At 62.8% G+C, this 26149-nt stretch carries 24 protein-coding genes and 1 pseudogene; 2 read left to right on the top strand and 23 right to left on the bottom strand.

Annotated elements, in window-relative coordinates:
• Nucleotides 1–65: 65 nt before the first annotated feature.
• From NKJ67_RS03495 to NKJ67_RS03430, 14 genes are all read right to left on the bottom strand, one after another.
• A complete protein-coding gene (locus tag NKJ67_RS03495; protein ID WP_352580483.1) occupies nucleotides 66–1010 on the bottom strand; it encodes an ABC transporter substrate-binding protein in 945 nt (314 codons plus the stop codon).
• A gap of 97 nt (nucleotides 1011–1107) precedes the next feature.
• Nucleotides 1108–2916, bottom strand: coding sequence for an amino acid ABC transporter permease/ATP-binding protein (locus tag NKJ67_RS03490; protein WP_352580482.1), 1809 nt, complete (start codon nucleotides 2914–2916; stop codon nucleotides 1108–1110).
• Nucleotides 2917–3132: 216 nt separating this feature from the next.
• Nucleotides 3133–3663 (bottom strand): GNAT family N-acetyltransferase, encoded by a 531-nt coding sequence (locus tag NKJ67_RS03485; protein WP_352580481.1) that lies wholly within the window; start codon nucleotides 3661–3663, stop codon nucleotides 3133–3135.
• A gap of 31 nt (nucleotides 3664–3694) precedes the next feature.
• Nucleotides 3695–4882, bottom strand: coding sequence for a M20 aminoacylase family protein (locus NKJ67_RS03480; protein WP_352580480.1), 1188 nt, complete (start codon nucleotides 4880–4882; stop codon nucleotides 3695–3697).
• On the bottom strand, nucleotides 4882–6210 hold the full coding sequence (locus tag NKJ67_RS03475) for an LLM class flavin-dependent oxidoreductase (RefSeq protein ID WP_502905173.1): 1329 nt from the start codon (nucleotides 6208–6210) through the stop codon (nucleotides 4882–4884). Before NKJ67_RS03475 ends, NKJ67_RS03480 begins: the two co-directional genes overlap by 1 nt.
• A gap of 52 nt (nucleotides 6211–6262) precedes the next feature.
• A complete protein-coding gene (locus NKJ67_RS03470; RefSeq protein ID WP_352580478.1) occupies nucleotides 6263–7255 on the bottom strand; it encodes an MsnO8 family LLM class oxidoreductase in 993 nt (330 codons plus the stop codon).
• Between the two features lie 208 nt (nucleotides 7256–7463).
• Nucleotides 7464–7820, bottom strand: coding sequence for a DUF3088 domain-containing protein (locus tag NKJ67_RS03465; RefSeq protein WP_352580477.1), 357 nt, complete (start codon nucleotides 7818–7820; stop codon nucleotides 7464–7466).
• A 166-nt stretch (nucleotides 7821–7986) separates the two neighbouring features.
• Nucleotides 7987–8805, bottom strand: coding sequence for an alpha/beta fold hydrolase (locus NKJ67_RS03460; protein ID WP_352580476.1), 819 nt, complete (start codon nucleotides 8803–8805; stop codon nucleotides 7987–7989).
• Nucleotides 8806–8897: 92 nt separating this feature from the next.
• Nucleotides 8898–10532 (bottom strand): chaperonin GroEL, encoded by a 1635-nt coding sequence (groL, locus tag NKJ67_RS03455; RefSeq protein WP_352580475.1) that lies wholly within the window; start codon nucleotides 10530–10532, stop codon nucleotides 8898–8900.
• A 119-nt stretch (nucleotides 10533–10651) separates the two neighbouring features.
• Nucleotides 10652–10939 (bottom strand): co-chaperone GroES, encoded by a 288-nt coding sequence (groES, locus tag NKJ67_RS03450; protein WP_352580474.1) that lies wholly within the window; start codon nucleotides 10937–10939, stop codon nucleotides 10652–10654.
• Nucleotides 10940–11184: 245 nt separating this feature from the next.
• Complete coding sequence (locus NKJ67_RS03445) at nucleotides 11185–12189, bottom strand: TRAP transporter substrate-binding protein (protein WP_352580473.1); 1005 nt, start codon at nucleotides 12187–12189, stop codon at nucleotides 11185–11187.
• A 17-nt stretch (nucleotides 12190–12206) separates the two neighbouring features.
• The gene (locus NKJ67_RS03440; RefSeq protein ID WP_352580472.1) at nucleotides 12207–14030 is read right to left on the bottom strand and encodes a TRAP transporter large permease; all 1824 of its coding nucleotides are present in this window, start codon (nucleotides 14028–14030) and stop codon (nucleotides 12207–12209) included.
• Nucleotides 14031–14034: 4 nt separating this feature from the next.
• Nucleotides 14035–15165 (bottom strand): LLM class flavin-dependent oxidoreductase, encoded by a 1131-nt coding sequence (locus tag NKJ67_RS03435; RefSeq protein ID WP_352580471.1) that lies wholly within the window; start codon nucleotides 15163–15165, stop codon nucleotides 14035–14037.
• Nucleotides 15162–16022, bottom strand: coding sequence for an ABC transporter substrate-binding protein (locus tag NKJ67_RS03430; protein ID WP_352580470.1), 861 nt, complete (start codon nucleotides 16020–16022; stop codon nucleotides 15162–15164). The genes NKJ67_RS03435 and NKJ67_RS03430 overlap by 4 nt, the downstream gene beginning before the upstream one ends.
• Before the next feature lie 218 nt (nucleotides 16023–16240).
• On the opposite strand from NKJ67_RS03430, the gene NKJ67_RS03425 reads away from it, so the two are divergent.
• Entirely contained in the window at nucleotides 16241–16615 is a 375-nt protein-coding gene (locus NKJ67_RS03425) for an ArsR/SmtB family transcription factor (RefSeq protein WP_352580469.1), read from the top strand.
• A 5-nt stretch (nucleotides 16616–16620) separates the two neighbouring features.
• On the top strand, nucleotides 16621–17253 hold the full coding sequence (locus NKJ67_RS03420; protein ID WP_352580468.1) for a glutathione S-transferase family protein: 633 nt from the start codon (nucleotides 16621–16623) through the stop codon (nucleotides 17251–17253).
• Nucleotides 17254–17304: 51 nt separating this feature from the next.
• On the opposite strand, the gene NKJ67_RS03415 is transcribed toward NKJ67_RS03420, so the two are convergent.
• The 9 genes and pseudogenes from NKJ67_RS03415 to NKJ67_RS03375 all read right to left on the bottom strand — a co-directional run bounded on the left by NKJ67_RS03415 (nucleotide 17305) and on the right by NKJ67_RS03375 (nucleotide 26039).
• Nucleotides 17305–18615, bottom strand: coding sequence for an LLM class flavin-dependent oxidoreductase (locus NKJ67_RS03415; RefSeq protein WP_352580467.1), 1311 nt, complete (start codon nucleotides 18613–18615; stop codon nucleotides 17305–17307).
• Nucleotides 18616–18622: 7 nt separating this feature from the next.
• Nucleotides 18623–19585 (bottom strand): ABC transporter substrate-binding protein, encoded by a 963-nt coding sequence (locus NKJ67_RS03410; RefSeq protein ID WP_352580636.1) that lies wholly within the window; start codon nucleotides 19583–19585, stop codon nucleotides 18623–18625.
• A gap of 75 nt (nucleotides 19586–19660) precedes the next feature.
• Nucleotides 19661–20428, bottom strand: a complete 768-nt coding sequence (locus NKJ67_RS03405; protein ID WP_352580466.1) for an ABC transporter ATP-binding protein — start codon at nucleotides 20426–20428, stop codon at nucleotides 19661–19663.
• Nucleotides 20425–21141: an ABC transporter permease gene (locus NKJ67_RS03400; RefSeq protein WP_352580635.1), complete on the bottom strand. Its 717-nt coding sequence runs from the start codon at nucleotides 21139–21141 to the stop codon at nucleotides 20425–20427. Before NKJ67_RS03400 ends, NKJ67_RS03405 begins: the two co-directional genes overlap by 4 nt.
• Nucleotides 21142–21338: 197 nt before the next feature.
• Nucleotides 21339–21992, bottom strand: coding sequence for a YkoF family thiamine/hydroxymethylpyrimidine-binding protein (locus tag NKJ67_RS03395; RefSeq protein ID WP_352580465.1), 654 nt, complete (start codon nucleotides 21990–21992; stop codon nucleotides 21339–21341).
• A complete protein-coding gene (locus tag NKJ67_RS03390; RefSeq protein WP_352580634.1) occupies nucleotides 21989–22936 on the bottom strand; it encodes an NtaA/DmoA family FMN-dependent monooxygenase in 948 nt (315 codons plus the stop codon). Before NKJ67_RS03390 ends, NKJ67_RS03395 begins: the two co-directional genes overlap by 4 nt.
• A gap of 113 nt (nucleotides 22937–23049) precedes the next feature.
• Nucleotides 23050–23388 (bottom strand): annotated as a pseudogene (locus NKJ67_RS03385) (hypothetical protein); the annotation flags it as partial.
• 5 nt (nucleotides 23389–23393) lie between these two features.
• Nucleotides 23394–24212: a sulfurtransferase gene (locus tag NKJ67_RS03380; protein WP_352580464.1), complete on the bottom strand. Its 819-nt coding sequence runs from the start codon at nucleotides 24210–24212 to the stop codon at nucleotides 23394–23396.
• A gap of 441 nt (nucleotides 24213–24653) precedes the next feature.
• Complete coding sequence (locus tag NKJ67_RS03375; RefSeq protein WP_352580463.1) at nucleotides 24654–26039, bottom strand: amidase; 1386 nt, start codon at nucleotides 26037–26039, stop codon at nucleotides 24654–24656.
• Between the last annotated feature and the right edge of the window lie 110 nt (nucleotides 26040–26149).

Genomic DNA, 26149 nt, shown 5'->3' with positions numbered 1-26149 from the left:
GCAAGGAACGTCGCGACCGGAGATGAATGTTCCGGTCGCGACGCGGATTCGCCTGAGAGAAAAACTCAGCTGGCCGGCTTCGGCAGGCCCTGCGGATTGGTCGCCGACTTGTCGATGCCTTCGGCGACGAGGCTCCATTTCTTGAGCACTTCGCCATACTTGCCGTTGGCGATCACCTCGTTGATGGCCAGCGTCAGGGCGGTGGCGAGACCGCTGTCCTTGCGGGTCGCAATGGCGATCTCGGCCGTCAACGGCCAGCCGCCGCTGACGATGCCGACCAGCCTGGTCTTGCCGCTGACAGCCGCACCATAGGAAAGCGTCGCATTCGGGTTGAATTCAACATCGGCCCGGCCCGATTGCAGCGCCAGTTGGCTGGCGCCCGAGTCATCGTAATATTGCACCTCCGCCGGCTTCAGCCCGGCAGCGACGTTCTCACGATCCCATTCGAGGATGATCTTCTCCTGGTTTGTGCCGGCACCAGTGATCACCTTGAGGCCTGCAATGTCCTTTGGCTCCTTGATCGAGGTGATCGGGCTGTCGGTCTTGACATAGAAACCGAGCACGTCCTTGCGGTAGGTGGAGAAGTCGAACTTCTCCTTGCGCTCCTCGGTCACCGTCACATTGCTGATGACGGCGTCATATTTGCCGGAGGACAGACCGAGCGGCCAGTCGGCCCATGCGACCGAGACAAGGTCGAGCTTGAGCCCGAGGGTTTCGGCGACCAGAACGGCCAGATCGGGGTCGGTGCCGACAACGGTCTTGGCGTCGGTGGCGTAAGTGCCAACGGGCGGGTCCCACGGATTGGTCGCAACCGTCAGGTAGCCTTCTCTGGCGAATTTGAAATCATGCGGGATCGCCGCGGCTGCCTTGTCGCTCTTGATCGTATGGATGCGGCCGGGCTGCTCCGGGCTGAGATCGAACTCCGCCGACCGCGCGACTGTTCCGTAGGTGGTCATGGCCGATACGATCGCGCCGGCGAGAAGGGATAGGTGTCTCCTGTGGAAAGTCATTGGGTTGTTCCTTGGCTGACGGGCGTGCGGTTGGAACCCCCGGTTGGGAGTATCCGAAGAGCCGGCGGTTCGCACATGCCGCCGTGCCTGGTGGTGGCTAAAGAACCTTCGCGAGGAAGGCGGCGGTTCGCGGATGATCCGGCGCGTTGAACACCTTGCCTGGTGGTCCAACTTCGACAACCTGGCCGTTTTCCATGAACACGACCGTGTCGGCGATCTCGCGCGCGAAGCCGACTTCGTGGGTCACAATGATCATTGTCGTGCCGGACGTGGCGAGTTCCTTGATAACATCCAGGACCTCTCCGACCAGTTCCGGATCAAGCGCCGATGTCGGTTCGTCGAACAGCAGGACCTTCGGCTTGAGCGCCAAGGCCCGGGCGATGGCGACGCGCTGCTGCTGGCCGCCTGACAGATGACGCGGATAGGCATCGATCTTCTCGCTCAGGCCGATGCGGGCAAGCAGGTCCGTGGCGATTTCGACGGCCTCGGAGCGGGCGACATTCTGCACCGAAACAGGCGCCTCGATGATGTTTTCAAGCACGGTCAAGTGGGGAAACAGATTGAAGTTCTGGAACACCATGCCCACCGACGAACGGCGCCGCCTGATGGCCTTCTCCTTGAGTTCATGAAGAACATGCCCCTTGCGCTCGTAACCGATCAGCTCTCCGTCGACCGCGACATAGCCGGTGTCGGCGCGTTCAAGATGATTGATCATGCGCAGCAGGGTCGACTTTCCAGCGCCCGACGGACCGAGTATGGCGGTCACTGTGCCGGGCGCGATATCGAGATTGACGTCATCGAGCACGGTGAACACGCCGAACGCCTTCGACACGCCATGAATGCGCACCCGGCCAACGCCCTTGCGCGCCAGCCTCTCACCCGCGGTGACCAGCGGTTTCCTGTCCGGCTGCGCGGACCTGGCAACCGGCGCCGGCTGCGGCTCGCGATTTGCCTGGACGGTGCCGCGGCGGGCGATGAAAGCGAGCGCGGCCAGGCCAAGCGATTTGGGCGCCGACCGAAGTGCGCCCTTGGAGAAGTGGCGCTCGATGCCAATCTGGATGACCGACAGCACGCTCATGATGATCAGGTACCAGACGGTCGCCACCATCAGCAGCGGAATGACCTCAAGGTTGCGCCGGTAGATGACCTGGACGGTGTAGAACAGTTCGGGCAGCGCCAGCACGTAGACCATCGACGTCGACTTGGCCAAGCCGATGATCTCGTTGAAGCCGCTTGGCAGGATCGCGCGCATCGCCTGCGGCAGCACGATGTTGAGCGCCTGGCGCCTTCGCGACAAGCCAAGTGCGGCGGCTGCCTCGTGCTGCCCCTGGTCCACGGAAAGAATGCCACCCCGGATGATCTCGGCCGAGAAGGCCGCCTGGTTGAGGCTGAGCCCGATCAGCGCGACCGTGAAGGGGCTGAGGATCTCGACGGTGTTGTATTGCGCGAACAGAATGTCAGTGAAGGGAACGCCGATGTTGGCCGTGGGATAGAGATAGCCAAGATTGTTGAGAACTAGCAGCAGCACGATCAGCGGGATGGAGCGCAGAAACCAGATATAGGCCCAGGAAATACCTGACAGCAGCGGCGATTTCGACACGCGGGCGAACGCCAGGATGCCGCCGAGCAGGAAGCCCAGCGCCGAGGCAAGGACAGTGAGCAGCAAGGTGCGGCCAAGGCCAACCAGGACAGGTTCGGAGAAGAAGAACCGCGCAAACACGTCCCAGCCCCAGCGCGGATTTGTCAGGATCGAGTGGAAGGTGGCCGCAAGAACCAGGACAGCAAGGGCGCTGCCAACGATGCGCCATGGATGCCTGGCCGGTACGACGCGATAGCCTGAATAATCTTCCGGCGAGGACGCCGCTTCAAAGTCCAATGCGCGAGAGGCTTCAGATGCATATGCCATCGGCACGCTCCCCAAAAACAACTGAGATACACCCGATATTTCAATCAATAGTATCAGTGTAACTTACAAATTATGTCAGTATTATCTTCAGTTCATATGCAACTTGTTTTTATATATTGATCCTCATTTAGATATTTTGACTACACCAATATGATATGTAAGTCAGCTATTCTTGTTTCGGCGAAGCGGGTTCGACGAAACCCGCCTGCTGTCCGTTCACCCGACCTTGCGGTTGACGGCATCCTCGGCCTGAAGCCGAAGCGCCAGGGCGCTGATATCCTTCTCGAAGGGCAGCGTGCGGTAGGTTTCCGGGTCGACGGTAGTGTCGAAAAGCGCGGTGTAGCCGCTGTTCAGGTAGAGGTTGGCAGCCTCGGGCTGGCGAAAGCCGGTGGTCAGATAGAGCTTGGTGTAGCCCTGTCTGGCTGCCTGCGGCTCGAGTTCGTCGAGAACCTTTCGCGCCAACCCCTGCCGGCGCAAGTCGACATGGGTCCAGACGCGTTTCAGCTCCGCGGTCTGCTCGTCATAGCGCTTGAAGGCGCCACCGGCGATCGCCACGCCGTCGCGCAGGAGGAGTAAAAAGGCGCCGTGGGGAGGCGCGAAAAGTTCGGCCGGATAACGGGTCATCTCGGTCGAAGCGGGTTCGCCCCAATAGGTGCCGTAGCGCGTCTCGTATTCATAGGTCAGCGCCTCGACCAATGGCTGGGCACGAGGATCGACTGGGGTGGTGTAGAGAAAGATATCAGTCATGTTGCGAAACCTCTGCTCATGATCCGGATGGTTACGATGCATCGTTGGACGACAGGAAATCCCGCACCAGCGTCACCCAGTAGCGCGCGGCGTCGGGCAGGATGGCGTCGTTGAAATTGTAGAGCGGGCTGTGCAGGTCGGCGCTGTCGCCATTGCCGACGAAGAGGTAGCTGCCAGGCTTTTCCTGCAGCATGAAGGCAAAATCCTCGCTGGCCGTGATCTGCCGGAAATCGGTCTCGACCCGCTCGGCGCCGAAGTGCCGCAATGCCACCTGACGGGCGAACTCGGTCTCGTCGGGATGATTGACCAGCACCGGATAGCCGCGCGGATATGTGACTTCGGCGGTCGCGCCATAGCCTTGGGCGTGATGCTCTGCCAAGGCGATGATGCGGGCCTTGATCTGCTCGCGCACCACATCGTTGAAGGTGCGCACCGTCACTTTCAACTCGACGCTGTCGGGGATGACATTGGGGGCAATGCCGCCATTGATCGTGCCGACGGTGACGACGGCCTTTTCAAGCGGATCGACGTTGCGCGAGACGACGGTTTGCAGCGCCATGACCAGTGAGGCGCTGGCGACGATCGGGTCGACGGTCTGGTGCGGCTTGGCGCCATGACCGCCCTTGCCGATGATCTTGATGATCGCCAGATCGACCGACGCCATGGCCGGGCCGCTCAGAAAGCCGAACTGGCCGGCCGGCACGCCCGGCCAGTTGTGCAGGCCGAAGACTGCGTCGACCGGGAAGCGCTCGAACAGGCCATCCCGGATCATCGAACGGGCGCCGCCGCCACCCTCCTCCGCCGGCTGGAAGATGGCGTGGAACGTGCCGGAGAAATCGCGCGTCTCGGACAGATGGCGTGCCGCCGCAAGCAGGATGGCGGTATGCCCGTCATGCCCGCAAGCGTGCATGACGCCGGGCGTCGTGCTGGCGTAGGGAAGACCGGTGGCCTCGACAATCGGCAGCGCGTCCATATCGGCGCGAATGCCGATACGCCTGTCGCCGAGGCCGTTGCGGAGCGTGCCGACGACCCCGGTGCCGCCGATATTGCGCGTCACCTCGTAGCCCCAGGATTCGAGATAGCCGGCTACCAGCGCGCTGGTCTTTTCCTCCTTGTAGGCGAGCTCTGGCTGGCTGTGCAGCTTGCGGCGCAGCGCCACGAACTCATCCGAGACATCAGCGATGGAAGCCGCCACCTTGCCGGCAGGGTGGATTGTCATCAGGCTGCCTTCCCCGTGCTTGCCGGCTCGACCTGTTTCTGGCTCGCCTTCGCATAGCGGCTTTCGCGGAACGGCAATTGGAGATGGTCGCGCAGCGTCGCGCCACGCTGGGCACGGTCGTGATAACCGCGCTTCTCGAGGATCGGCAGCACCTCGCGCTCGAAGTCGTCGAGCCCCGCGGTGATGACGTGGAAGCCGAGGACGAAGCCGTCCGCCGCCCCTGTCTCGACCCACTCGATCAGCTCGTCGGCAATCTTGTCCGGCGTGCCGATGAAGCTGGTGCGCGGCGTGGCGGCATCGAGCGCAACTTCGCGCAAGGTGAGATTCTTCTCCTTGGCGACGCGCTTGATACGGTCGGTGGTCGAGCGGAAATTGTTCTTGCCGATATCGCCCAGCTCCGGGAACGGTGCGTCGACGGGATAGGCGGTGAAATCATGATGGTCGAAGAAGCGGCCGAGATAGAGCAGCGCTTCATGGACGGTCACAAGGTCGCGAATCTCGCGATACTTGCGTTCAGCTTCCTCCCCTGTCGAGCCCAAGATCGGGGCGATGCCGGGGAAGGTCTTGAGCTCGTTGGCACTGCGCCCGTGGTCGACGGCGCTCTGCTTGAGCTTCTTCGAAAGCTCACGGTTCTCGGCAATCGATGCGCCGTTGGCAAAGACCGCGTCGGCGTGGCGCCCGGCAAGCGCGATGCCGTCATCGGAAGCGCCGGCCTGGAACAGCACCGGCTGGCCTTGCGGCGAACGGCCGAGATTGAGCGGGCCTTCGGCGGAGTGAAACCGTCCCTTGTAGTTGACCCGGTGCATTTTCGAGAAGTCGGCGAACTGTCCGGTCTCGCGGTTGCGCACGAAGGCATCGTCGTCCCAGGAATCCCACAGGCCCTTGACGATATCTATATGCTCGCCGGCGATCTCGTAGCGAAGCGCATGTTCGGGATGCTTGTCGCGGCCGTAGTTTTTGGCGGAGCCTTCAAGCGGCGATGTCACGGCATTCCAGCCGGCACGACCCTTGCTGATGGCGTCGATCGAACCGAACTGGCGGGCGACGGTGAAGGGATCGCTGTAGGAGGTGGAGAGCGTGCCGACGAGGCCTATCTGCGAGGTGGCAGCGGCAAGCGCCGACAGGATCGCGATCGGCTCGAACCGGTTGAGGAAATGCGGGATCGAAATCTCATTGATGTAGAGCCCGTCGGCGATGAAGGCGAAGGCGATGCCCGCTGCTTCGGCCTGGCGAGCCGTGCGGACGTAGTAGTCGAAATTGATGCTCGCGTCGGCCGGCACGCTCGGATGCTTCCAGGAATTCATATGCCCGCCTGGACCTTGCAGCATGATGCCGAGGGGAATGCGTCGCTTGCTCACGGGATCTGCTCCTTGCGATTGTTCAGGCAGGAACGGCCAGGCGTGCCTCGGCAAGACGTTCGACAACAGCTAGCCGCTGCGCGCCGCCGGCGGCCGGTTCGACGATGAATTCCTCGATGCCGTAGCGCTGATGGAGACGGTCAAGCTCGCCAAGAACCTGCGTCACGGTGCCGGCAACGACGCTCGGCGCCTTGGGCTCGATGCGGTATTCCTTTGCGCCGGCCTGGAGGGCATATTCCTCGGCCTGCTCCTCGCTGCCCACCGTCACGCTCTGCGCGCCCGGAATATGCACCTTGAACAGGCGGATCTTGCTGGCCTGCGACTGCGCTTCTTCGGCATTGTCGGCGACGATAATCCCGACCGCGACAAGCGGAGACTGGCCGGTGCCGGTCCGGTAGGCGGCAACGGCCTGGTCAAGCAGCGCATCATCGCCGTTCAGATGCCGCGCGAAGACGAATTTCCAGCCATGGTCGGCGGCGAGCCGCGCGCTTTCGACACTGGCGCCCAACAGAAACCGCTCCGCGGTCACCGTCGGGCGCGGCGTCGCGATCAAGCCTGAATCGGCCCGGGTAATCGGACCGTCGAGATAGACGTTGAGTTCGCTCAGTTGCGCCGCGAAACCCGGTTTGCGGGCCGGGTCATAAGCACCCTGGAGTGCCCGCGTCGAAAGCGGCAGCCCGCCGGGCGCCTTACCGACACCGAGATCGACGCGGCCCGGCGCCAACGAGGCCAGCAGGTTGAAGTTCTCGGCTACCTTGTAGGCACTATAGTGCTGCAACATCACGCCGCCCGAACCGATGCGAATGCGAGCCGTGTTCGCCAGCAGGAAAGCGATCAACACTTCGGGGGAAGAACTGGCAAGCTCCGGCGCATTGTGGTGTTCAGCAACCCAGAAGCGACGGTAGCCGAGGCGCTCGGCCAGTTTGGCAAGAGCCACCGTGCGCTTGAGCGCGTCGACGGCAGTCTCTCCGCCTGAAAGAGGGCTCTTGTCGAGAAGGCTGATTGCGTAGGTCAAGTGGTCTCACCTGGTCATTGACGTGAAGGCGGAGTCGTCAACGATACTAGATGATAAAGTCTATAGGTTTTATAGAAATATTGGCCGATTCATCCCCCTTAGGGAAACTCATTGCCAACTTCTGAGCCGATGGTGGAATTGCCGTTCCCTCCGGCGTGCTTCGACAATCACGGAAGTTGCCCTGCCGAAAATGGTGCCGGTGCGCGAGTCACGGATGCGGGACAGGGATGCCGTAGAGTTCGGCCAAGGTGGCGATGATGGCATCGGCACCCGACACGAATTTCCGCCCGTTGGCCACTTTAGAGGCCTGCTCGATCTGCTGGCCGCCGGCAAGGACGAGAACGGGCAGCGCCTGGTTTTCCGCACCGATCAGATCGATCACGGCCTGGCGCGGCCGGGGGAAACCCACCCTGTTGACCTCGATCCTGTCCAGCAGCTTCGGAAATGACGCCAGGACGCCTTCGACAAGCGCGCAATGCCGGCAGAAGAATCGTTGTTCTGGGTAGGCTGCATCCTCGAAGTCGGGCTTCAACAGAAACAGCTTGGCTTTTTCGGATGCGGTCAAGCGGATAATCCTCGGGCTGGCGACGTGGATGAAGCGAGGCCGGATTCTAGCCGGCACAAGAAACCAGGCCGAAGGCTAAAATCCTCCGATCGGAAAGACACGAGAAACCGTCTTCCATTTCCGCCACGGCTATCCGCATTTCATTCCGGAGCGGAGGCCGGCGAGCCTATTGCCTGAAAGATTGAAACTCATCGATGCGGTCCAGCCACTCATTCACCAGCGCCGCAAAAACGTCTTGCTGGTCGATGGGAAGGCCGTGCTCGGCGCGGTCAAGGACAACAAAGGTCGATCGGGTGAATTTGTCGACGAGGCGCCAGGCGTCCCGGTAGCCGACGCTGGAATCGTGACGCCCGGTGACGATCAGGCTCGGACAGGGGACCGCAGGCACGGCGTCAACGTCGAACGAGAAAGCATACCGTTCGGGGGCGTCCCTGATTTTCGACAGGAAGGGTTCGTCCGCCATCGCGTTGGCGGGGGAAACGACACTGCCCACCTTTGCCCGCAGCGCCGCGACATAGGGCGCTGTCTGCATCAGTATATCGCCGAGACGTTCCCGTTCCTGAGACGGGATCGGCTCGAGCACGCTCGCATCCGCCAGAAGCGGCTCGACGGGATCGACATCCCGAAGATCGTCTCGGGCGACGATGAGAGGCGCCCTCAGAAGGACACCGTCGATCCGGCCGCCAAGTCGCGCCAGCACGCCGCGTGCCAGATAGCCTCCCGCCGAAGTGCCTGCGATGACAAAGCGTCGGTCCTTGACCTCAAGCTGGATGATGTCGACCACGGCCGCCAACATGTCATCCATACTGGCGATATCGGATCGTGCCGGGCTCCGCCCCATCCCGGGCAGATCGATGTAGTGTCGGCGCCAGCCCGATCTCAGCGCAAATATCGGCTCGTAGGTCCGCATTTCATCGCGATGGTCCATGGTCCAGCCATGAATGAAAACGATGTCGCGACCTTCCCCTTCGCTTGTATGCCACATCGTTCCCTCACATCACCCAGCCAGCTCGCCCGCACAAGGTGCGCGGGCGAGCGATTGCCAGAGCCGGACACGCTCCCGATGCCGTGCGTGGATCAGTAATCCAAACCACCACCGGGGCCACCGGCAGGCAGCGCCGGCCTGTTCTTGGCCGGAGCGTCGGCGATCAGGGCCTCGGTCGTCACCAACAGGCCGGCGATCGATGCCGCGTCCTGCAGCGCGGTCAGCACCACCTTGGCCGGATCCAGAATGCCGGTCTGCAGCAGGTCGACATAGGTCTCGTTCTGCGCGTCGAAGCCAAATGTCAGCGACTTGTTCTCGAGTATCTTGCCGACGACGATCGATCCTTCGACACCGGCATTCTCGGCGATCTGACGCACGGGAGCCTCAAGCGCCTTCAGCACGATGCTGATGCCTGCCTGAATGTCCTCATTGTCGCTCTTCAACGCAAGAACGGCGGTCTTCGCGCGCAACAGCGCAACGCCGCCGCCCGGCACGATGCCTTCCTCGATGGCCGCACGGGTCGCGTTCAGCGCATCATCGACGCGGTCCTTCCTTTCCTTCACTTCCACTTCGGTCGCGCCGCCGACACGGATGACGGCGACGCCGCCCGCGAGCTTGGCCAGACGCTCCTGTAGCTTCTCCTTGTCGTAGTCCGATGTCGTTTCTTCGATCTGGGTCTTTATCTGAGCGATACGGGCCTTGATCTCGGACTTCTTGCCGGCGCCGTCGACCACAATCGTGTTTTCCTTGTCGATGCGGATCCGCTTCGTACGGCCGAGCTGCGCCAGGGTGACGTTTTCCAGCTTGATGCCGAGGTCTTCCGAGATGACCTGCCCGCCGGTGACGATGGCAATGTCCTCGACAAGGGCCTTGCGGCGATCACCGAAGCCCGGAGCCTTGACGGCGGCGATCTTCAGACCGCCGCGCAGCTTGTTGACGACGAGGGTGGCCAGCGCCTCGCCCTCGACGTCCTCGGCGATGATAAGAAGCGGCTTGGAGCTTTGCACCACGGCCTCCAGGATCGGCAGCAGCGGTTGCAGCGACGATAGCTTCTTTTCGAAGATCAGCACGTAGGGATCGTCGAACTCGACGATCAGTTTGTCGGCATTGGTGACGAAATAGGGGCTGAGATAACCGCGGTCGAACTGCAATCCCTCGACCACATCGAGTTCGGTCTCGAAGCTCTTGGCTTCCTCGACCGTGATGACGCCTTCCTTGCCGACCTTTTCGACAGCCGTCGCGATGAGCCGGCCGATTTCAGTCTCGCCATTGGCGGAAATCGTTCCGACCTGTGCGACTTCCTCAGACGAAGCCACCTTGCGGGCGCGCTTTCGGATGTCCTTGATCGCGGCGGCTACCGCGAGATCAATGCCGCGCTTGAGATCTTGTGGGTTGAGCCCGGCAGCGACGAACTTCGCCCCTTCCTTGACGATCGCCTGAGCGAGAACGGTTGCGGTGGTGGTGCCGTCACCGGCCAGGTCGTTGGTCTTGGACGCGACCTCCCGCAGAAGCTGCGCGCCGATATTCTCGAACTTGTCCTCAAGCTCGATTTCCTTGGCGACGGTGACGCCGTCCTTGGTGATCCGGGGCGCGCCGAACGACTTGTCGATGACGACGTTGCGACCCTTGGGGCCAAGCGTCACCTTGACGGCGTTGGCGAGGATGTCGACGCCGCGCAAAAGGCGGTCGCGGGCATCGGTTGAAAATTTTACGTCCTTGGCAGCCATGTTGAATGTCCTTTCTGGCGAAGCGGCGCGCATCGTCTACGCAGGCGCGGCACGCTCTGGATTTAATGAAATTGGCGCACGGCCTTTCGGCAACCTCCTCGGGATGCCGAGGCGAGGCCTCAGGCGATGATTCCGAGAATGTCGGATTCCTTGACGATCAGCAGATCCTCGCCGGCAATCTTGACTTCCGTGCCCGACCATTTGCCGAACAGCACCTTGTCACCCGCCTTGACGTCGAGTGGCACCAGCTTGCCCGCTTCATCGCGCGCGCCGGAGCCGACGGACACGACCTTGCCTTCCTGCGGCTTTTCCTTGGCCGTATCGGGAATGATGATCCCACCCTTGGTCTTCTCGTCGCTCTCGAGCCGGCGGATGACGACCCGATCGTGCAATGGTTTGAAACTCATAAAAGCCTATCTCCTGTGACATGCAGAGCCTGTTGGCTCGCGCTCAGCAGGACTGGCACTCGACCTCTTGGAGTGCCAGTGGACTTTAACGGATGGATCGGCGGGCCCTCAAAGCCGGCGATTTCTTTGATCCGGCCGGGAGTAGGAAGTATTTCTGAAAGGCAGGTCGGTCGGAGATTTTACATACCGGATCTAGACTTCGATATTCATCTTTGCTCGCCGACCAACGTGCCGAATGGCAGGCGCTACACGATCTTGCGGATTGCCTCGATCTTGTCGGTTCCACCAACGATGCTGGCGAAATCCGTCCAGACGCCACGTGCGCCCTCTTCCCATTTCGCCCGCTCCTCGGGCTGTACGACATGGCCGCCATGTTCGGCTGCCAGCGCAATCGAACTCGCCTCATCGGCAACGATCAGCTCGTTGAAATGCGCCGCCCCCTCGCTGGCGGCCGCCTGCAGCACTGTCTTCTGCTCGTCGTCGAGGCCGCTCCAGAAGCCGGTCGAGAAATAGACCACGCCGGATGCCCAGATGTGTCCGGTCTCCGTCAGGTAGGGCACGACTTCATAGAGCTTGAAGCCGGCATAGGCTGATTTGGTCAGGTCCATCGCGTCGGCCACGCCGGTCGACAGCGCGTTGTATGTCTCGGTGATCGGGATGCCGATCGGCGTCGTGCCGAAGGCGCTCCAGAGCTTGGTGTGCAGCGGGCTCTGGATGACGCGGATGCGCTTGCCTTTGAGCTGTTCGGGCTTGGTGACCGGCTCCTTGGTCAGGAGATGGCGCGCGCCGTAATTGATGTAATCGGCGACGACGAAGTTCTGCGCCAGGAGCTTCGCCTTCAGTTCCTTTCCGGTATCTCCCTGAACGACGTTGCGCACGTGGGCGCCATCGCGAAACAGGAACGGCAGATCGAGAATCTGCACCTCGGGCACCCAGCCGGAGAGCGCCGATACGGTCGCCAGGCTGGCCTGCACGGAGCCGAGGCGGATGCCTTCGGCGACTTCCTTTTCGCCACCCAGCGCGCCGCTCTTGACGATGTTGAAATTGAACTGGCCAGGTAGTTTGGCCTCGACAAGATCGCGGATCTTGAACCAGATCTTGGTCTCCGGCTTGTCGTCGCCGAACAGCGAGGCGACCGTGATCGACTTCGTCAGGGCGGCTGCCCGGCCGGTCAGGGCCGGCGCCGCCAGCGCCACGACGCCAGTGACAGTGGCGGATTTCAGGAAGGCGCGGCGATGCAAAATGTCCATGTTGGTTTTCCTGTGGGTTAAAAGATGATGGCCCATGCGCAGATGATCGCGAGCGAGACCAGAAGCGCGAAGAGGTAGGGAAGCACGGCGCGGAAAAGTGCCGAGGCCGGCACGCGCGTCACGCCGCTGACCACGAAGATCAGCATGCCGAGCGGCGGCGTCAGACCATGGATCATCAGGTTGACGACGATGATGGCGCCGAAATGGATCGGATCGATCCCCGCCGCCACCGCCGCCGGCAGCAGGATCGGTCCAAACAGCAGGATGGCCGCACCGATGTCCAGCACCAGCCCGACCACCAGCAGGATGATGTTGGACAGGAGCAGCACGGCGATCGGGCTGTTGCCGAGTGCATGGGTCAAATGCGAGATCAGACCGGAAACATCGTCGACCGCCAGGAGAAAGGCGAACGGTCCCGCCGTGCCGATCAACAGCCCGATGGCCGAGGCCTCCGTCGCGGCCTGGCGGAACGCGCCGAACAGGGCGCTGAAGCGCAGCCTTGCGCCCAGGCCGAGGAAGACGGTGTAAAAGGCCGCAAGTGCCGCGGCTTCCGTCGTCGTCACCACCCCCATGCGGATGCCGACCACGACGATGACGCCAAGGCCGAAGGCCGGGATGGCGGCGATCGTCGATTTCCATCGCTCGGTATTGTCGGCGCGCGGCTGCGGCTCCTGCTCGCGCACCGTCAGGTGAATGGCGACGGCCAGGCAAACGGCCATGACGCCGCCGGCGAAAAAGCCACCGACCAGCAAGGAGCCGACGGAGAGGTTTGTCGCCGCGGCGAGGATGAGGAAGGCGATCGATGGCGGAATGACATTGTCGAGCACCGAGGTCGCCGCGATGATTGCGCCTGCCTGAGCCGGAGGATAGCCGCGCTTGACGAGTTCCGGCTGGAACGTCGACGCGCCAAAGGCCGCGTTGGCCACCGACGAGCCCGAAGCGCCGGAAAACAGCACGCTGGTCAGCAGCGTGGTCTGCGCCAGTCCGGCGCGACGATGGCCGACGAGGGCGGCTGCGAAGCGCACGAGCTGATTGGCTACGCCCGATGCCGTCAGCAACCCGCCGGCCAGCAGGAAAAAAGGGATCGCCGCCAGCAGGAACTTCGACATGCCGGTCACCGTGGAGGACACGATGGCGGGTTCCGGCAGCGAGCTGCCGAAGGCGATCGACAGAAACGCCGCGCCAAGGAAGGCATGTGGCAGCGGAGCCGCAACCACAAGGCCAAGTGCAGCGATCAGGCCGAGGATGATGCTCGGCGGCAAGGACGTCTGCAGGCTGATGCGCGTAGCGGCGACGTAGAGGAGAATACCGATCAGTCCCGAAGCCAGCACCGCGATCCCGCGCCGTTCAGCGATGCGCTGAAGCACGAGCATAAGCAGGATCAGGGCGCCGCCAGCACCGAGAAAGCCGAAGCGTATCCATTCGGGCAGGCCGAGCGTCGGCGAAATGCCGCCAAGCATGGTCGCGATTTCCGCGCCGCCGAAGCTCAGGATCAGGCCGGTCAGAACGGAAAACACGTCCGCGACGACAGCCGCGAAGGGCTGGCCCGCCGCGGGCAGACGCTGCACGAAGACATCGAGCCGCATCGCCAGCGTGCTGTTGATGGCAAGCGGGGCGCCGAGCGCAATCAGCGCCACCTGAAGCCAGATGCCCAGATCCTCGGAGCCCAGCAATCCGGTGTCGAAGACATAGCGCAGCAGGACATTGCAGAGAACGACGACCAGGAGAATGGCGAGGATGGAGGCACAGATGACGCCGAGCGCGGCCTCCAATGGGCGCAGGATACGCGCCGCGATGCCGGCCGCACCGGTCGCAGGCAAGGCAGTCTCGAGCGTGCTCATGCGATCACGCCGACTTCGTGTTGGCAAGATCACGGTCGAACAGCGTCGACCAGGTGAAGTGCTTCGCCTGCGACACTTCGCGGCTCACGTCGAGCCGCGGCAGCACGCTTTCGCCAAAGCGATAGGCCTCCTCCAGAAGCGGCATGCCGGACAGGATGAATGTGTCGACGCCGGCAGCCTGGTAGGCTTCGAGCGTGCGGATGACCGTATCGGGCGAACCGACGATCGCTGTCCCCGGCCCCGGCCTGACCAATCCTATGCCGGCCCACAGGTTCGGCGCCACTTCGAGTTCGCGCAGGTTTTCCGGCTTGAGGCCGCCATGCATTGCGCTCATGCGCTGCTGACCGACGGAATCGGAGTTCGAGACGAAGCGCTGGTTGGCCGCGATCGCGCGCGCGTCCATGCGATCGTAAAGGTCGGAGGCCGCTTCCCAGGCTTTCGCATCGGTCTCGCGCACGATGACGTAGAGCCGTATTCCATAGTTCAGCGTGCGCCCGAGCTTTGCCGCCCGCGCCTTCACATCGTCGACCTTGGCCTTGATCTGCTCGGGCGTCTCGCCCCAGGAGAGATAGGTGTCGACATGCCTGGCCGAGACGTCGAGCGCCTTGTCGGACGAGCCGCCAAACCAGAGCGGCGGCGGCTTGATCGCCTCGCCGACCGGGAGCGCCAGCCGGGCGCCTTCGGTGGAAAAGTATTTGCCCGCATAAGTGACGCTTTCGCCGGCGAACAGCCGGTGCCAGATCGTCAGATATTCGTCCGCCATGTCGTAGCGCTCGTCGTGCGGCAGCGTCATGCCATAGGCGCCGAGCATCTTGGCGTCGCCGGACACGATGTTGATCAGCAGGCGGCCCTTGGAGAAATCCTGGAAGGTCGCCGCCATCTTGGCCAGCAGCGTCGGGGCGACCAGGCCCGGGTGAATGGCGATGAGGAATTTGAGCCGCTCGGTGTAGGGCAAAAGCGCCCCTGCCAGCACCCAGACGTCATGCGCGCCGGTCGCGAACAGCGCGCCGGTGTAGCCAAGGTGGTCATAGGCCTGCGCCAGTTGCTTGTAGTAGCCGTAATCGACCTGGCGCGAGCCCTCGGGCTGCCAGGGATAGGCGCCGTCCGGGGCGCACATGTACCAGAGCACGTTCATCGGGCTGCTCCTTCGGCCACGCCGGGCAAGAGGCCGCCAAGGCGCACCGCCCGGTCCAGATAGAAATGCCGGTGCAACGTGTCGGCCTCGGTCTGCTGCTCGGCGACGATGGCCTCGTCGGCCGCAACGATCGTAAAGTCGCGGGAGCGCACGACCCGCTCCCACGCATCGACGTCGGCATCCCCTGCGCCACCGGCTGCCAACAGTCCGGCCGCGCGACGCGGATCAGCCGCGACCTCGCGTCCTATTCGCGCCAGTTCTCTGGCGATGTGCAGGCGAACTTGGCCGTCCAGATTCCGCTCCGCCAACGTCCAGAACACGGAGCGGTTGGGAATTGTGTCTCCGCATCGCGCGATGAGCCGAATATCCCCGCGTTCGAGCGCTCGCTCCAGTCGGGGCGCCATGGCGATCCAGGCCTCGACCCTGCCGTCCAGCAAGGCGGGGAGCGAATCGGCGGCACCGGTCTCGACGGTCTGCACGTCCGGCAGGCGCAGACCCGCGTCCTCGAGGCTGCGCGCCAGCAGATAGGTGTGGAACGAACCGTCGACCAAGGTGATGCGCTTGCCCCTCAGGTCCGCCACGGACCGGATGGCACTGTCCAGTCTGACGAAAATGCCGCCATTGGCCGGACGGGGCGCGGAAGCCGCGATGTAGACCACCCTGTGTCCTGCGGCTTCGGCCAGGATCGGTGGCGTCGACCCGGTGCCACCGAAGTCGATCGCGCCGCTGGACAGCAGCCTGGCAGTGTCCCGGCCTTCCGGATAGCCAACGAAACGCGGCTTGAGCCCGGCAAACGCATCTGGCCACGCCTGCGCCAGCCGCAGATGCAAATTGCTCGGGTGAACGCCAATCTTCATGCTTCGCCAGTAACCTCGTTTCCGTCGAACAATTTATCTTTTTGTAAATTGATATGCCACTGCCCTCATGCCAATTGGCTTGCAGGGAGCGGATGAAAATCCCCACAATCGACGTTTCAGGAGATCGCTTTTGCGTCCGCGCCGTTCGATCGCCTGTCCCTGTTGAATCGGAAACGTTCTCACTATACGTTTTTATAAAATGTCGTCGGAGGTGGGTCGTGACCAAACCGGTTTCGCCAAGGCTTTGCAAAAGCATCGTCGAGGCCAGCGAGCTGTTGAAGCTTGTCGCCAATCCGAACCGGCTGTCGATCGTGTGCTTCCTGCTTGAAGAGGAAAGCGCCGTGGCCAAGCTGGAGCAGGAACTCGGCATTCGCCAGCCGACGCTGTCCCAGCAACTCACCGAGCTCAGGGATTCCGGAGTGATCGAGGGTCATCGCGACGGCAAATCGATCGTCTATCGTGTCGTCGATCCACGCATGGCGCGGCTGGTCGGCACATTGCGCGATCTGTTCGCCGGCCTCGACGACGTGACCGGACGACGAACCGACCATGGGATGGCGGGCCTGCCCGTCGACGAGATGATGTTCGACTGACAGGGATGATCGATCTCTACACCTGGATCACGCCGAACGGACTGAAGATCTCGATCCTGCTGGAAGAACTCGGCCTGCCCTACACCGTGCATTCCGTCGACATAACGACGGGCGAACAATTCGCACCCGATTTCGCTGCCATCAGTCCTTCGGCCAAGATTCCGCTTATCGTCGACCGCGACACCGGGCTGACGCTGATGGAATCAGGCGCGATCATGATCTATCTGGCCGACAGGGCCGGCCGGCTGCTGCCACCGCAGGGTGCTTCCCGCCTCAACGTCATCGAATGGCTGATGTGGCAGATCGGCAATCTGGGTCCGACGCTTGGCCATGCGCACAACTTCCTCACCTACAATCCCGGCAAGGCAGCCTATGCGGAAGACATCTTTCGGACCGAAACGCGGCGCCTCTATGCGACCTTGGACGCGCGGCTCGCCGGCCGCCGTTACGTTGCAGGCGACTATTCGATCGCCGACATCGCGATCTGGCCATGGATATCGCGTTTCGAGCGACACAAGACCAACCTCAACGATTTTGCCAATGTACGGCGCTGGTATCTCGAACTGGCCGATCGTCCGGCCGTGCAGCGCGGCTACAGCGTACCGCATTTCACGGGTGACGTACCACGGCCGGCGTAGGGTTTTGCGGTCAAGGCCGCACCGATGTCAGCGACGCCGCCCGCAGGGATCTCATATCGGCGGCAGGCCAAGCCTTTGACGCAATGTAGCACCTGGCTCATGCAATCCCAGGAGACCACGACGCCCGAGTTCGGGAACGACCTGGGCGCTGAACGTTTCAAGATCCGCAGGCAGCACCGGGCACATGACGCTGAAGCCGTCGGCTGCTTCGTTCTCGAACCATTCCTGTATCGTGTCGGCAATCTCGGCCGCCGTTCCCGCCTGCAGGAAATGCCCGCGCCCACCGCCAACGCGCTGCAGGAGCTGGCGCACCGTCAGCCCCTCCCTGCGGGCCAACGTGACTATGAGGGCGAAGCGGCTCTTGTTGGCCTGCGAGCGGCCTTCATCGCCGACACTTGCCGGCAGCGGCGCGTCGAGGTCGAAGGCGCGGGCGTCGGTCTGCAGATATTCCGAAAGCTGCTCCAGCGCGTGTTCGCGCACGATGACGCCGTCGATCGCGTCGAGCCGCGCCTGCGCTGCGGCGCGCGTCACGGCAACGACCGGCATGATACCCGGCATGACCAGCACCGTATCCGGATCGCGGCCGGCTCGTGCGGCGCGCGCCTTGATGTCCCTGTAGAAATCCCGGGCATCGTCGAGGGAGAGCTGCGCGGTGAAGACCAGATCGGCACGCGAGGCCGCCAGCGCCCGGCCGTCCTCGGACGAGCCCGCCTGCACCAGAAGCGGCCGCCCCTGCGGGCTGCGCGGTGTGTTAAGCGGCCCGGCCGTGCGTACGAACGGACCCATGTGGTTGACGGCATGCACCTTGGCCGGATCGAAATAGAGGCCAGCTTGCTTATCGCCGATGCGGGCGTCAGTGTCCCAGCTTTCCCACAAGGCAATGGCGGCGTCGACGACATCGCTCGCCTTTGCATAGCGTTCGGCATGGTCGGGCAATCTGTCGATGCCGAAATTGCCCGCCTCAAGACGATTGGACGAGGTGACGATGTTCCATCCGGCGCGCCCACCGGTGATGTGATCGAGTGAGGCGAAGCGGCGCGCAACGTGGAACGCCGGCTCGAACGAGGTCGAAAGCGTGCCGATAAGGCCAATGCGGCTGGTCACCGCGGCGAGCGCCGAGAGGATGACAAGCGGATCCATCGTGTCGGACAAATGGTTCTCGGCGCCCTGGAGCAGCGCCAGCACGTCGCCGAGAAACAGGGATTCGAAGCCTGCCGCCTCCGCCAGTTGCGCCAACCTGACCCAGTGCGCCAGGGATGTCGTGGCGAACGGGTCGCTCTCCGGCATGCGCCAGGCGGCCTCGTGGTTGCCGAGACCGTAGACGACTGCGTTCAGCCTGAGAAAGCGTTGCCTTGCCGCCACGAACCGTTCAGTCCTTCGGCAGATAGTCGTTGGAAATGTAGCTCGCGAAATCCGGCTTGGCGGTCAGTGCCGCACCATTGCCATCCCTAAGAATGCCGTTGGTGAAGAGGTAGTCACCAATGCCGGCGTTCTTGGCAGGATCGATCGTGCCGATCGCGCCATCCTCGCCGCGAAGATAATGCCCGTCGACAAGCGCCTTGATCGAGGCATGGACAAGGTCCTTGTCCGTCAGCGCGTCCGGATTGGCGGCGATCAGAAGATCGGCAGCCTCGTCGGGATGATCCACGGCATAGGCATAGCCCTTCTGCGTCGCGGCGAGGAACGCCTTGGCGGCGACAGGCGATTGCTTGAGGTAGGCATCGCTGGAAACCAGAAGCGTTGTGTGCTGTTCCGGCACGCCATAGTCGCTGTATTTGAACGCCTTCTGCTTCTCGCCGATCAGCTCAGCCTTGACGCCTTCCCATGTCACGACTTCGAGCGTGAAATCCACCGAACCATTGGCCAGCGCTTCATAGGCGGAGGTGCCCAGCGTGACGGTCTTGATGTCGCCCTTGCCGCCATCATGCTTGATGATGCTGCCGATCAGTGCGGTCTCCCAGGCGCTGCCGAACCCGCCATAGGTCTTGCTGTCGAGATCCCTCGGCGATTTGATGTCGGCACGGTCGGCGTTGAAGACGAGACGCCCGGTCTCATGCTGGACGACCGCGTAGACCGCCTTGAGGTCGGCACCGGCCGCATGCTGGGTATAGAAGCCGACGCCGGCGACACCGAAATCGGCGAGGCCATTGCTGACCAGCGTGCCGGCGGCGGTGTCGGAATAGGGCAGGATCTCCACGTCGAGGCCGGCCTCCTTGTAGAAGCCCTTCTCGCGCGCGACGTAGAGACCGATATGGTTGGTGTTCGGTGTCCAATCGAGGGCGACGGTGACCTTCTTCGCCTCCTGCGCATGGATGGGGGCTGCAAAGATCATCGCCCCGGTCAATGCGGTGGCGACGAGTTTGATTGCGTTGCGGCGGTCGATCAATTCAGTCTCCTGTTGTTGGGTTCAGGCAAATTCGGGCGAAGCGCTGCCCAGCAGCGCATCGAGAAGTTCGGCTTCGATCCTTGTCGCCTCGGGAGCGGAAAGGTCGCGCACGGTGCGCGGACGGCCAAGTGGAACGGCGATCTCGCGGATCACACGGGCCGGCCGTGCCGAGAGCACGTAGATCCTGTCGGAAAGAAAGACGGCTTCCCGCACATCATGAGTGATCAGCAGCGCGGTCCAGCGGTGGCGCTCCCACATGCGCTCGAGCCACTGCTGCATCGAAGTGCGCGTCAGGGCGTCGAGCGCGCCGAACGGCTCGTCGAGCAGCAGCATCTGCCGGTCCTGGACGACGGTACGCAACAGCGCGACGCGCTGGCGCATACCGCCCGACAATTGGCTTGGATAGTGCTGCTCGAAGCCGGCAAGGCCGAACTGCTCGAACAGCGGGGTGACGCGCCGGTGTGCTTCACGCCGCGACATCCCCTGCACCTCGAGGCCGAGCACGGCATTGTCAACGACCCGCCGCCACGGCATCAGCGCGTCGCGCTGCGGCATGAAGGCGAACTTGCCGGCGGGATCAGTCAGATCAGCCCCATCGAACGCGATAGTCCCCGCCCCCGGCGCGGTGGCGCCGGTCAGTATCTGGAAGAGGGTCGACTTGCCCGCCCCCGACGGACCGAGGATGGAAACGAATTCGCCGGGCGCGACGTCGAGATTGATGTCGCCCAGCACGTCGAGCGCGCCGAAGCGTTTGGCGACATGGCGCAATGAAAGCCTGGACACGGTCATTTGCCATCGTCCCTGCGCGCCTGCTCCCAGGGCATCGACAGGCGCTCGATCAGGACGGTGCAGCCGAACAGCACGAGCGTGATGAGCGCGCTGCAGAACACGGCCGCCAGCACGAGGTCGGGTCGAAAATTGTTCTTGGCGCTAAGCATGTAGATGCCGAGCCCCTTCGCCGCCCCCGAATATTCGGCGAAGATCGCGCCCACCACCGCGTAGGTGATCGAAATGCGCAGGCCGGTGAAGAAGAAGGGGACGGCCGAAGGCAGACGCGCCTTGAGGAACACCTGCGCGCGCGTGGCGCCCATGGAGCGCAGAAGCCACTCCATGTCCTTGTCGGTCGAATCATAGCCCTGGACCAGGGCGACCATCATCGGAAAGAAGGTGACGAGGGCGACCAACAATATCTTCGGCAGAAGGCCGAAACCGAACCAGAGGACGACGAGAGGGGCGATGGCCACCAGCGGCAAGGTCTGGCTGATGATGAACACCGGGAACAGCGCGCGACGCAGCGGCCGCACGAAGTCGATCAGGACAGACGACAGGAAGGCCGACGCCACCGAAAGCGCAAACCCGCTCAAGGTCGCGGCGATCGTGGGAAGCGCGTTGTCGATCAGCGCCTGACGGTTGACGACGATCTGCTCCACCACGCGCGACGGCGCCGGCAGCGTCGTGGCCTTGATGCCGGAATAGCGGGCATATAGCTCCCAGACGAGGATGATCGCCGCGATGAGAAGCGTCGCTGGCCAAGCCGCGTCGAATGCAGAGCGAAGACGTTTTCCGAGGCTGGCCTGTCGCTCGACTATGATGGAAGCAGGCTGGTGGCCAACGGGCCTGACAATCTCATGCCCCCGGACCGATCGTTCCACCGGTGGTTCGTATGCGTCGTCAACGCGTCGCGCCAGTTTTGCCGCCATCACTTGAAGGCTTCCTCGGACGGGCTGTTGGCGACCAACGTCGCTTGCAGCACGACGTGACCGGTCGGGCTGCCAAAATGCGTCAGTATGGTCGAAAACGCTGCCAAAACATGCGCGGCGTCGCCGTCGACACGCGTACCGAAATCCTTGGACGTGGTCCGCAGACCGACGGCCTTGAGAAAGACGAGCGTCTGGGCAATCGTCTCGATGTAATCGGATGCGGCAAGCGGCAGGAATGCGAACTGCGCGGCAATCTGGACCCCCGACGCGGCAGGATTTCCGAACCGGGCCACGGCGGCGGATACCGGGTCGGCGCCTGCCTCGACACTGGAAACCGGCACGAATGTCCCTTCCCAACCGGGACAGCCGCGCGAGGCCAGCACAGTCTGGACGATATGCGCACCACTCGAGGCAGGGCGCACGAACGTCGTCGTCAGTGCACCGAACACAATCTCCGCCCGACCGCCGAGATGGCTTGATATGCTGTCGGTGGAGACCGTCAGCCCTTCGATTTCGTTCAATCCAGCGACGGCATCCAGTATGATCGGGACGAAGCGATCGGATGCGGGAACCAGGGAGAAATTGGCGCCGACCTCGCCTTCGAAAAAAGTGGAGGCACCGGACAGACGGTTAGGTTGCACGATATTGGTCATGCCGTTCTCCAGATGTGATCGGGTAATTCGGCAAGCCGCCGGTAGGCGCTTGCCGGATGGTCGTCGGGCGCCCGTTTCTGTTCGGCGCCGTAGAAGCTCTCGCGATAGGTCGTGCCGTCATAGCGATCGCGCACACGCCCTCGCCGGCGCAGTTCCGGCAAGACAAAGGCGTTGAAATCGCGATAGCTGCGCAGCGGCATCGGATCGGTGATGTTGAAGCCGTCGATGCCGGCCTCGTCGAACCAGCTTTCAAGTTGGTCGGCTGCCCGAACCGGGCCGCCGACAATTTCGGCGCCGCCGCCGGCTATGCCCAGGAACTCGCCGATGGCGCGCGGCGTCCAACGGCGCGTCGGATCAAGCCTGGTGTAGATTTCCAACACGCTGCGGATGCCTTGCGTCTCGACATATTCCAGCGGCTCTTCGGGATCGAGACGGGACAGGTCGATCTGCAGGATGGCGCTCAGCCGCGCCAGATGCCCTTCCGTGCTGATGACGTTCCTGTAGGCATTGAATGTCGCCTGCGCTTCGGCGTCGTCGGCGCCGGTCACGACCGTCGCCATGGCGAAGAACTTCAGGCTCTGCGGATCGCGGCCGAGGCGTTCCGCGCGGGCGCGGACATCGTCAACGATCTTGCGCGCAAGGTCGGGGCGATGGACCGCGATGAAGACACCTTCCGCGTGACGGGCGGCAAATTCCCGGCCCACTCCGGAAACACCGGCCTGGAAAAGCACCGGGGTGCGTTGCGGTGACGGCTCGGCGAGGAAGGCGTCGGGCACGCTGAAGTAGTGCCCCTTGTGCCGAATCGCGTGCACCTTGGCCGGATCGGCGAAGACGCCGGCCTCGCGGTCGATGATGACGGCATCGTCCTCCCAGCTGCCTTCCCAGAGCTTGTAGACGACCTCGAGAAACTCCTCGGCGATCGCATAGCGCTCGTCATGCGGGATCTGGGTGTCATGACCAAATTGCGGGCCGCACTTTCCAGCGCCGACGTCACAATGTTCCAGCCGATGCGGCCGCCCGTCAGATGATCAAGCGTCGTGATCTTGCGGGCAAAGGCATAGGGCTGCTCGTATGTCGTCGAGACGGTGACGGCGAAGCCGAGATGCTTCGTCACCGCGGCCATCGCGGATACGACCAGCAGCGGATCGGTCGAGGGCGTCTGCACGCCCTGCTTGAGCGTGCCTTCTATGCTGCCGCCATGCGTGTCGAGCACGCCGAGCACGTCGGCAATGAAGAGGCCATCGAACAGGCCCGCCTCCAAGGTCTTGGCCGTATCGATCCAGTAATCGAGCTCGCGATAGCGATGCGACTGATTGTCGGGATGCCGCCATGCGCCCACGGCCGCATGGCTGACGGTCGACTGCTTGAAGCCGTTGAGGCGGATCAGCTTTTGCATGGCTGTCAGCCTGTGGTCGCCAGCGGCCGGGATGGATCGGCATTCCATTCCTCCAACGAGCCGTCGTAGACCTTGACGTCCTCGCGATCGATCAATCCGAGCGCGAACGCAACGACGGTCGCGGAAATGCCGCCGCCGCAATAGAGCGTGACGGAGGAAGCCCCGTCGAGACGCGCAAGACGCGTGCGCAGTTGATTCGGCGACAGGAACCTGCCCTCGGCATCCAGCAGCGACGCGGCGGGAATGTTAATGCTGCCAGGGATGTGGCCGCCACGGCCGCCGATCTTGTCGGTACCGGCGAAGTAGCTCTCGGGCAGCGCGCAAACGAGCGCCTCGCCCGGGCGCTGGCCGGCGACATACGCCTGCACCGCATCAAGATCGACAAAGGATGAAGCTGGACGCGGCGTCAGCGATTTTTCCGTCTCGGCTGGCGAAGCTGGTCCGGATTCGATCGGCTTGTCCGCCGCAACCCAGGCCTTCCAGCCGCCGTCGAGCACCGCGGCATTGGTGAAGCCGATCGCGCGCAGCATCCACCATACGCGCGTCGCCCACATGTTGAGGAAGTCGTCGTAAATCACGACAGTTGCGCCATCGTGGATACCAAGTGAACGCAGGGCAGGCGCCAGCTTTTCGGGAGACGGAAAGGCGAAGGAGAAAACCGCGCCGCGGTCCGAAAGCAATTCCTGGAGGTCGGCATAGCGGGCGTTCGGAATATGCGCCTCCAACCATCTCGCCCTGCCCAGCGCGCCATCCGGACCGCTCGACCCATACGGCACGGTGGCGTCGAGCACCACCAGCTCCCGTTCATGGAGATGGAGCGTCAACCACTGGACGTCGACCAGGCGGGCAGGAACACGAAAAGAACTGGACTGGGACACGACCGACCTACAAGGCTTTCTGCAAGGGGATTCCCGAGCGCATCGCGGATGCTTATGTGCTGGGACAGGCTGATACGAAGTAAGTCGATAGTTTTTATCAATTTCATCATTAGGCGAAAGGAATGGATGGTCGCCCGCAGGCTGAATCAGGGATTTGTTTTCTGTTTACAGCCGTCCAGGAAACCGGCTCGCTGTTGGCACAAGGGCAATAGCTTGCCAGTCCGGACATTCGCCATCCCATTTGGACGGGACGCTGGCGACAGTGGTTGCGTCAGCCACCGCGCAATGGACGGTTAAGCGCCCAGCAGCCGATGCACTCGGCTACCGGGCCCACGCTCTTGGGAGGAGCGAACCTGGGGCGGTGGAATTCGGCAATTGCGGTTCTTTTCACCGTTCGAGCGTTGTATCGACGCTGCTCAGGGCCAAATGCCAGTGCGTGACAGTTTGATAGCTGTGGACAAGACCGAGCAGTTGGGCTTCGGACAGATGAGGCCCTATCAATTGAATGCCGATCGGACGCCTTGGCTCGCTAAAGCCAGCGGGAAAAGTGATCGTCGGGCTTCCGCTGGCGTTAAAGGGAATGGTGAAGCGGAAGAGACGCGAAATATCGGTTTCGACGATGTGCTCGAACTCCGCCCAAGTCGGCGCTGGAAAACTGAAGACCGGTGCAATCAACACGTCGACGTCGTTGAAGATCTGGCGAAGCCGGCCGGAGAACCGATCCTTTTCGATTGATGTGCTTGCATATTCCTGAGGGCTCAGCCGATGTCCGGATTCCAGGCCTCTGCGGATCCATTTTCCATAGTGGTCGGCCATCGTTGGATAGGTCTCGGCATGCACCGCGGCAAGCTCGGCCATGTGCACGTCCGACATGTGTTTCATCATCCTTGCCGGGTCAGGAAAAACGACCGGCTCGATCCGAGCGCCAAGTGACGAGAAGATCCGCGCGGCGTCTTCAACTGCTGCGATGACGCGCTCATCAGCCCCCTCGTCGTTGTAGGAGCGGTCGATACCGATGCGCACGCCACGAACCGAAGCGATCGTTCCGAGGCTCGCCAGGTAATCAGGCACCTCGTCTTGCAGTGCGGTCGGGTCAAGCGGATCCGGGCCGGCAATCGCGCCCATCACCGCAGCCGCATCGGCGGCAGATCGCGCCATCGGGCCAAGCGTGTCGTATGAGGGCGCGAGGTCGAAGATGCCGTTGCGGCTCACCCTGCCCCATGTTGGCTTCAGACCCGTCAGCCCCTGTTGGACGCTTGGAAAGCGTATAGATCCACCCGTGTCCGATCCTATTGCAGCGAAACACAAGCCTGCTGCCACCGCGACGCCCGATCCCGACGACGAGGCGCCCGTCCATAGATCAGCCCGCCATGGGTTGACGGGGTTGCCGAACGCCGGGTGATGCTCGATGCATGCCCCCTCGGTAAGATGCAGTTTTCCCAGCAGGATAGCACCGGCATCGCGCAGCCTTTCGACAACCGTCGCATCCGTCGCCGGTCTGAAATCCTTGCGAAACGACATCCCCCCGGTAGTTGGAATGCCCCGCGTGAAGCAAAGATCCTTTACGGCCACAGGCACGCCGTGCAGCGGTCCGCGCACGCGCCCCTGGCCGATTTCCCGTTGCGCCTGGGCTGCCTGCTCAAGCGCGAGTTCGCGCGTCACATGCAAAAAGCAATTCAAGCGCGGGTTCAGCCGATCGATACGTTCCAGCATCTGTTCGGTCAGTTCGACAGGCGATACGCGGCCGTCCTGAAGCTTGGCAGCAATGGTCATCAGAGAGTCGTAGCTATGCTCGCACGATTGCATTCCAAATCCCGCATTGGTCCCCTGCACACGACAGCCGGCAAAGGTCTTGGTCGATGCAGAGAGAGTTGAAAAACCGC

The organism is Mesorhizobium sp. M0088, assembly GCF_040322895.1.
GTDB lineage: Bacteria > Pseudomonadota > Alphaproteobacteria > Rhizobiales > Rhizobiaceae > Mesorhizobium.
The sequence above is the reverse complement of the archived record's forward strand: the minus strand, read 5'-3'. Positions and strand labels throughout refer to the sequence as shown.

Coding starts and splice junctions, on each gene's coding strand:
- NKJ67_RS03430 (WP_352580470.1), bottom strand. CDS start 16,022: ATGAAGATTGGCGTTCACCCGAGCAATTTGCATCTGCGGCTGGCGCAG.
- groL (WP_352580475.1), bottom strand. CDS start 10,532: ATGGCTGCCAAGGACGTAAAATTTTCAACCGATGCCCGCGACCGCCTT.
- groES (WP_352580474.1), bottom strand. CDS start 10,939: ATGAGTTTCAAACCATTGCACGATCGGGTCGTCATCCGCCGGCTCGAG.
- NKJ67_RS03480 (WP_352580480.1), bottom strand. CDS start 4,882: ATGACAATCCACCCTGCCGGCAAGGTGGCGGCTTCCATCGCTGATGTC.
- NKJ67_RS03405 (WP_352580466.1), bottom strand. CDS start 20,428: ATGACCGTGTCCAGGCTTTCATTGCGCCATGTCGCCAAACGCTTCGGC.
- NKJ67_RS03440 (WP_352580472.1), bottom strand. CDS start 14,030: ATGAGCACGCTCGAGACTGCCTTGCCTGCGACCGGTGCGGCCGGCATC.
- NKJ67_RS03375 (WP_352580463.1), bottom strand. CDS start 26,039: ATGACCATTGCTGCCAAGCTTCAGGACGGCCGCGTATCGCCTGTCGAA.
- NKJ67_RS03460 (WP_352580476.1), bottom strand. CDS start 8,805: ATGTGGCATACAAGCGAAGGGGAAGGTCGCGACATCGTTTTCATTCAT.
- NKJ67_RS03490 (WP_352580482.1), bottom strand. CDS start 2,916: ATGGCATATGCATCTGAAGCCTCTCGCGCATTGGACTTTGAAGCGGCG.
- NKJ67_RS03435 (WP_352580471.1), bottom strand. CDS start 15,165: ATGAACGTGCTCTGGTACATGTGCGCCCCGGACGGCGCCTATCCCTGG.
- NKJ67_RS03485 (WP_352580481.1), bottom strand. CDS start 3,663: ATGACTGATATCTTTCTCTACACCACCCCAGTCGATCCTCGTGCCCAG.
- NKJ67_RS03495 (WP_352580483.1), bottom strand. CDS start 1,010: ATGACTTTCCACAGGAGACACCTATCCCTTCTCGCCGGCGCGATCGTA.
- NKJ67_RS03475 (WP_502905173.1), bottom strand. CDS start 6,210: ATGCTGCAAGGTCCAGGCGGGCATATGAATTCCTGGAAGCATCCGAGC.
- NKJ67_RS03445 (WP_352580473.1), bottom strand. CDS start 12,189: ATGGACATTTTGCATCGCCGCGCCTTCCTGAAATCCGCCACTGTCACT.
- NKJ67_RS03410 (WP_352580636.1), bottom strand. CDS start 19,585: ATGATCTTTGCAGCCCCCATCCATGCGCAGGAGGCGAAGAAGGTCACC.
- NKJ67_RS03395 (WP_352580465.1), bottom strand. CDS start 21,992: ATGACCAATATCGTGCAACCTAACCGTCTGTCCGGTGCCTCCACTTTT.
- NKJ67_RS03420 (WP_352580468.1), top strand. CDS start 16,621: ATGATCGATCTCTACACCTGGATCACGCCGAACGGACTGAAGATCTCG.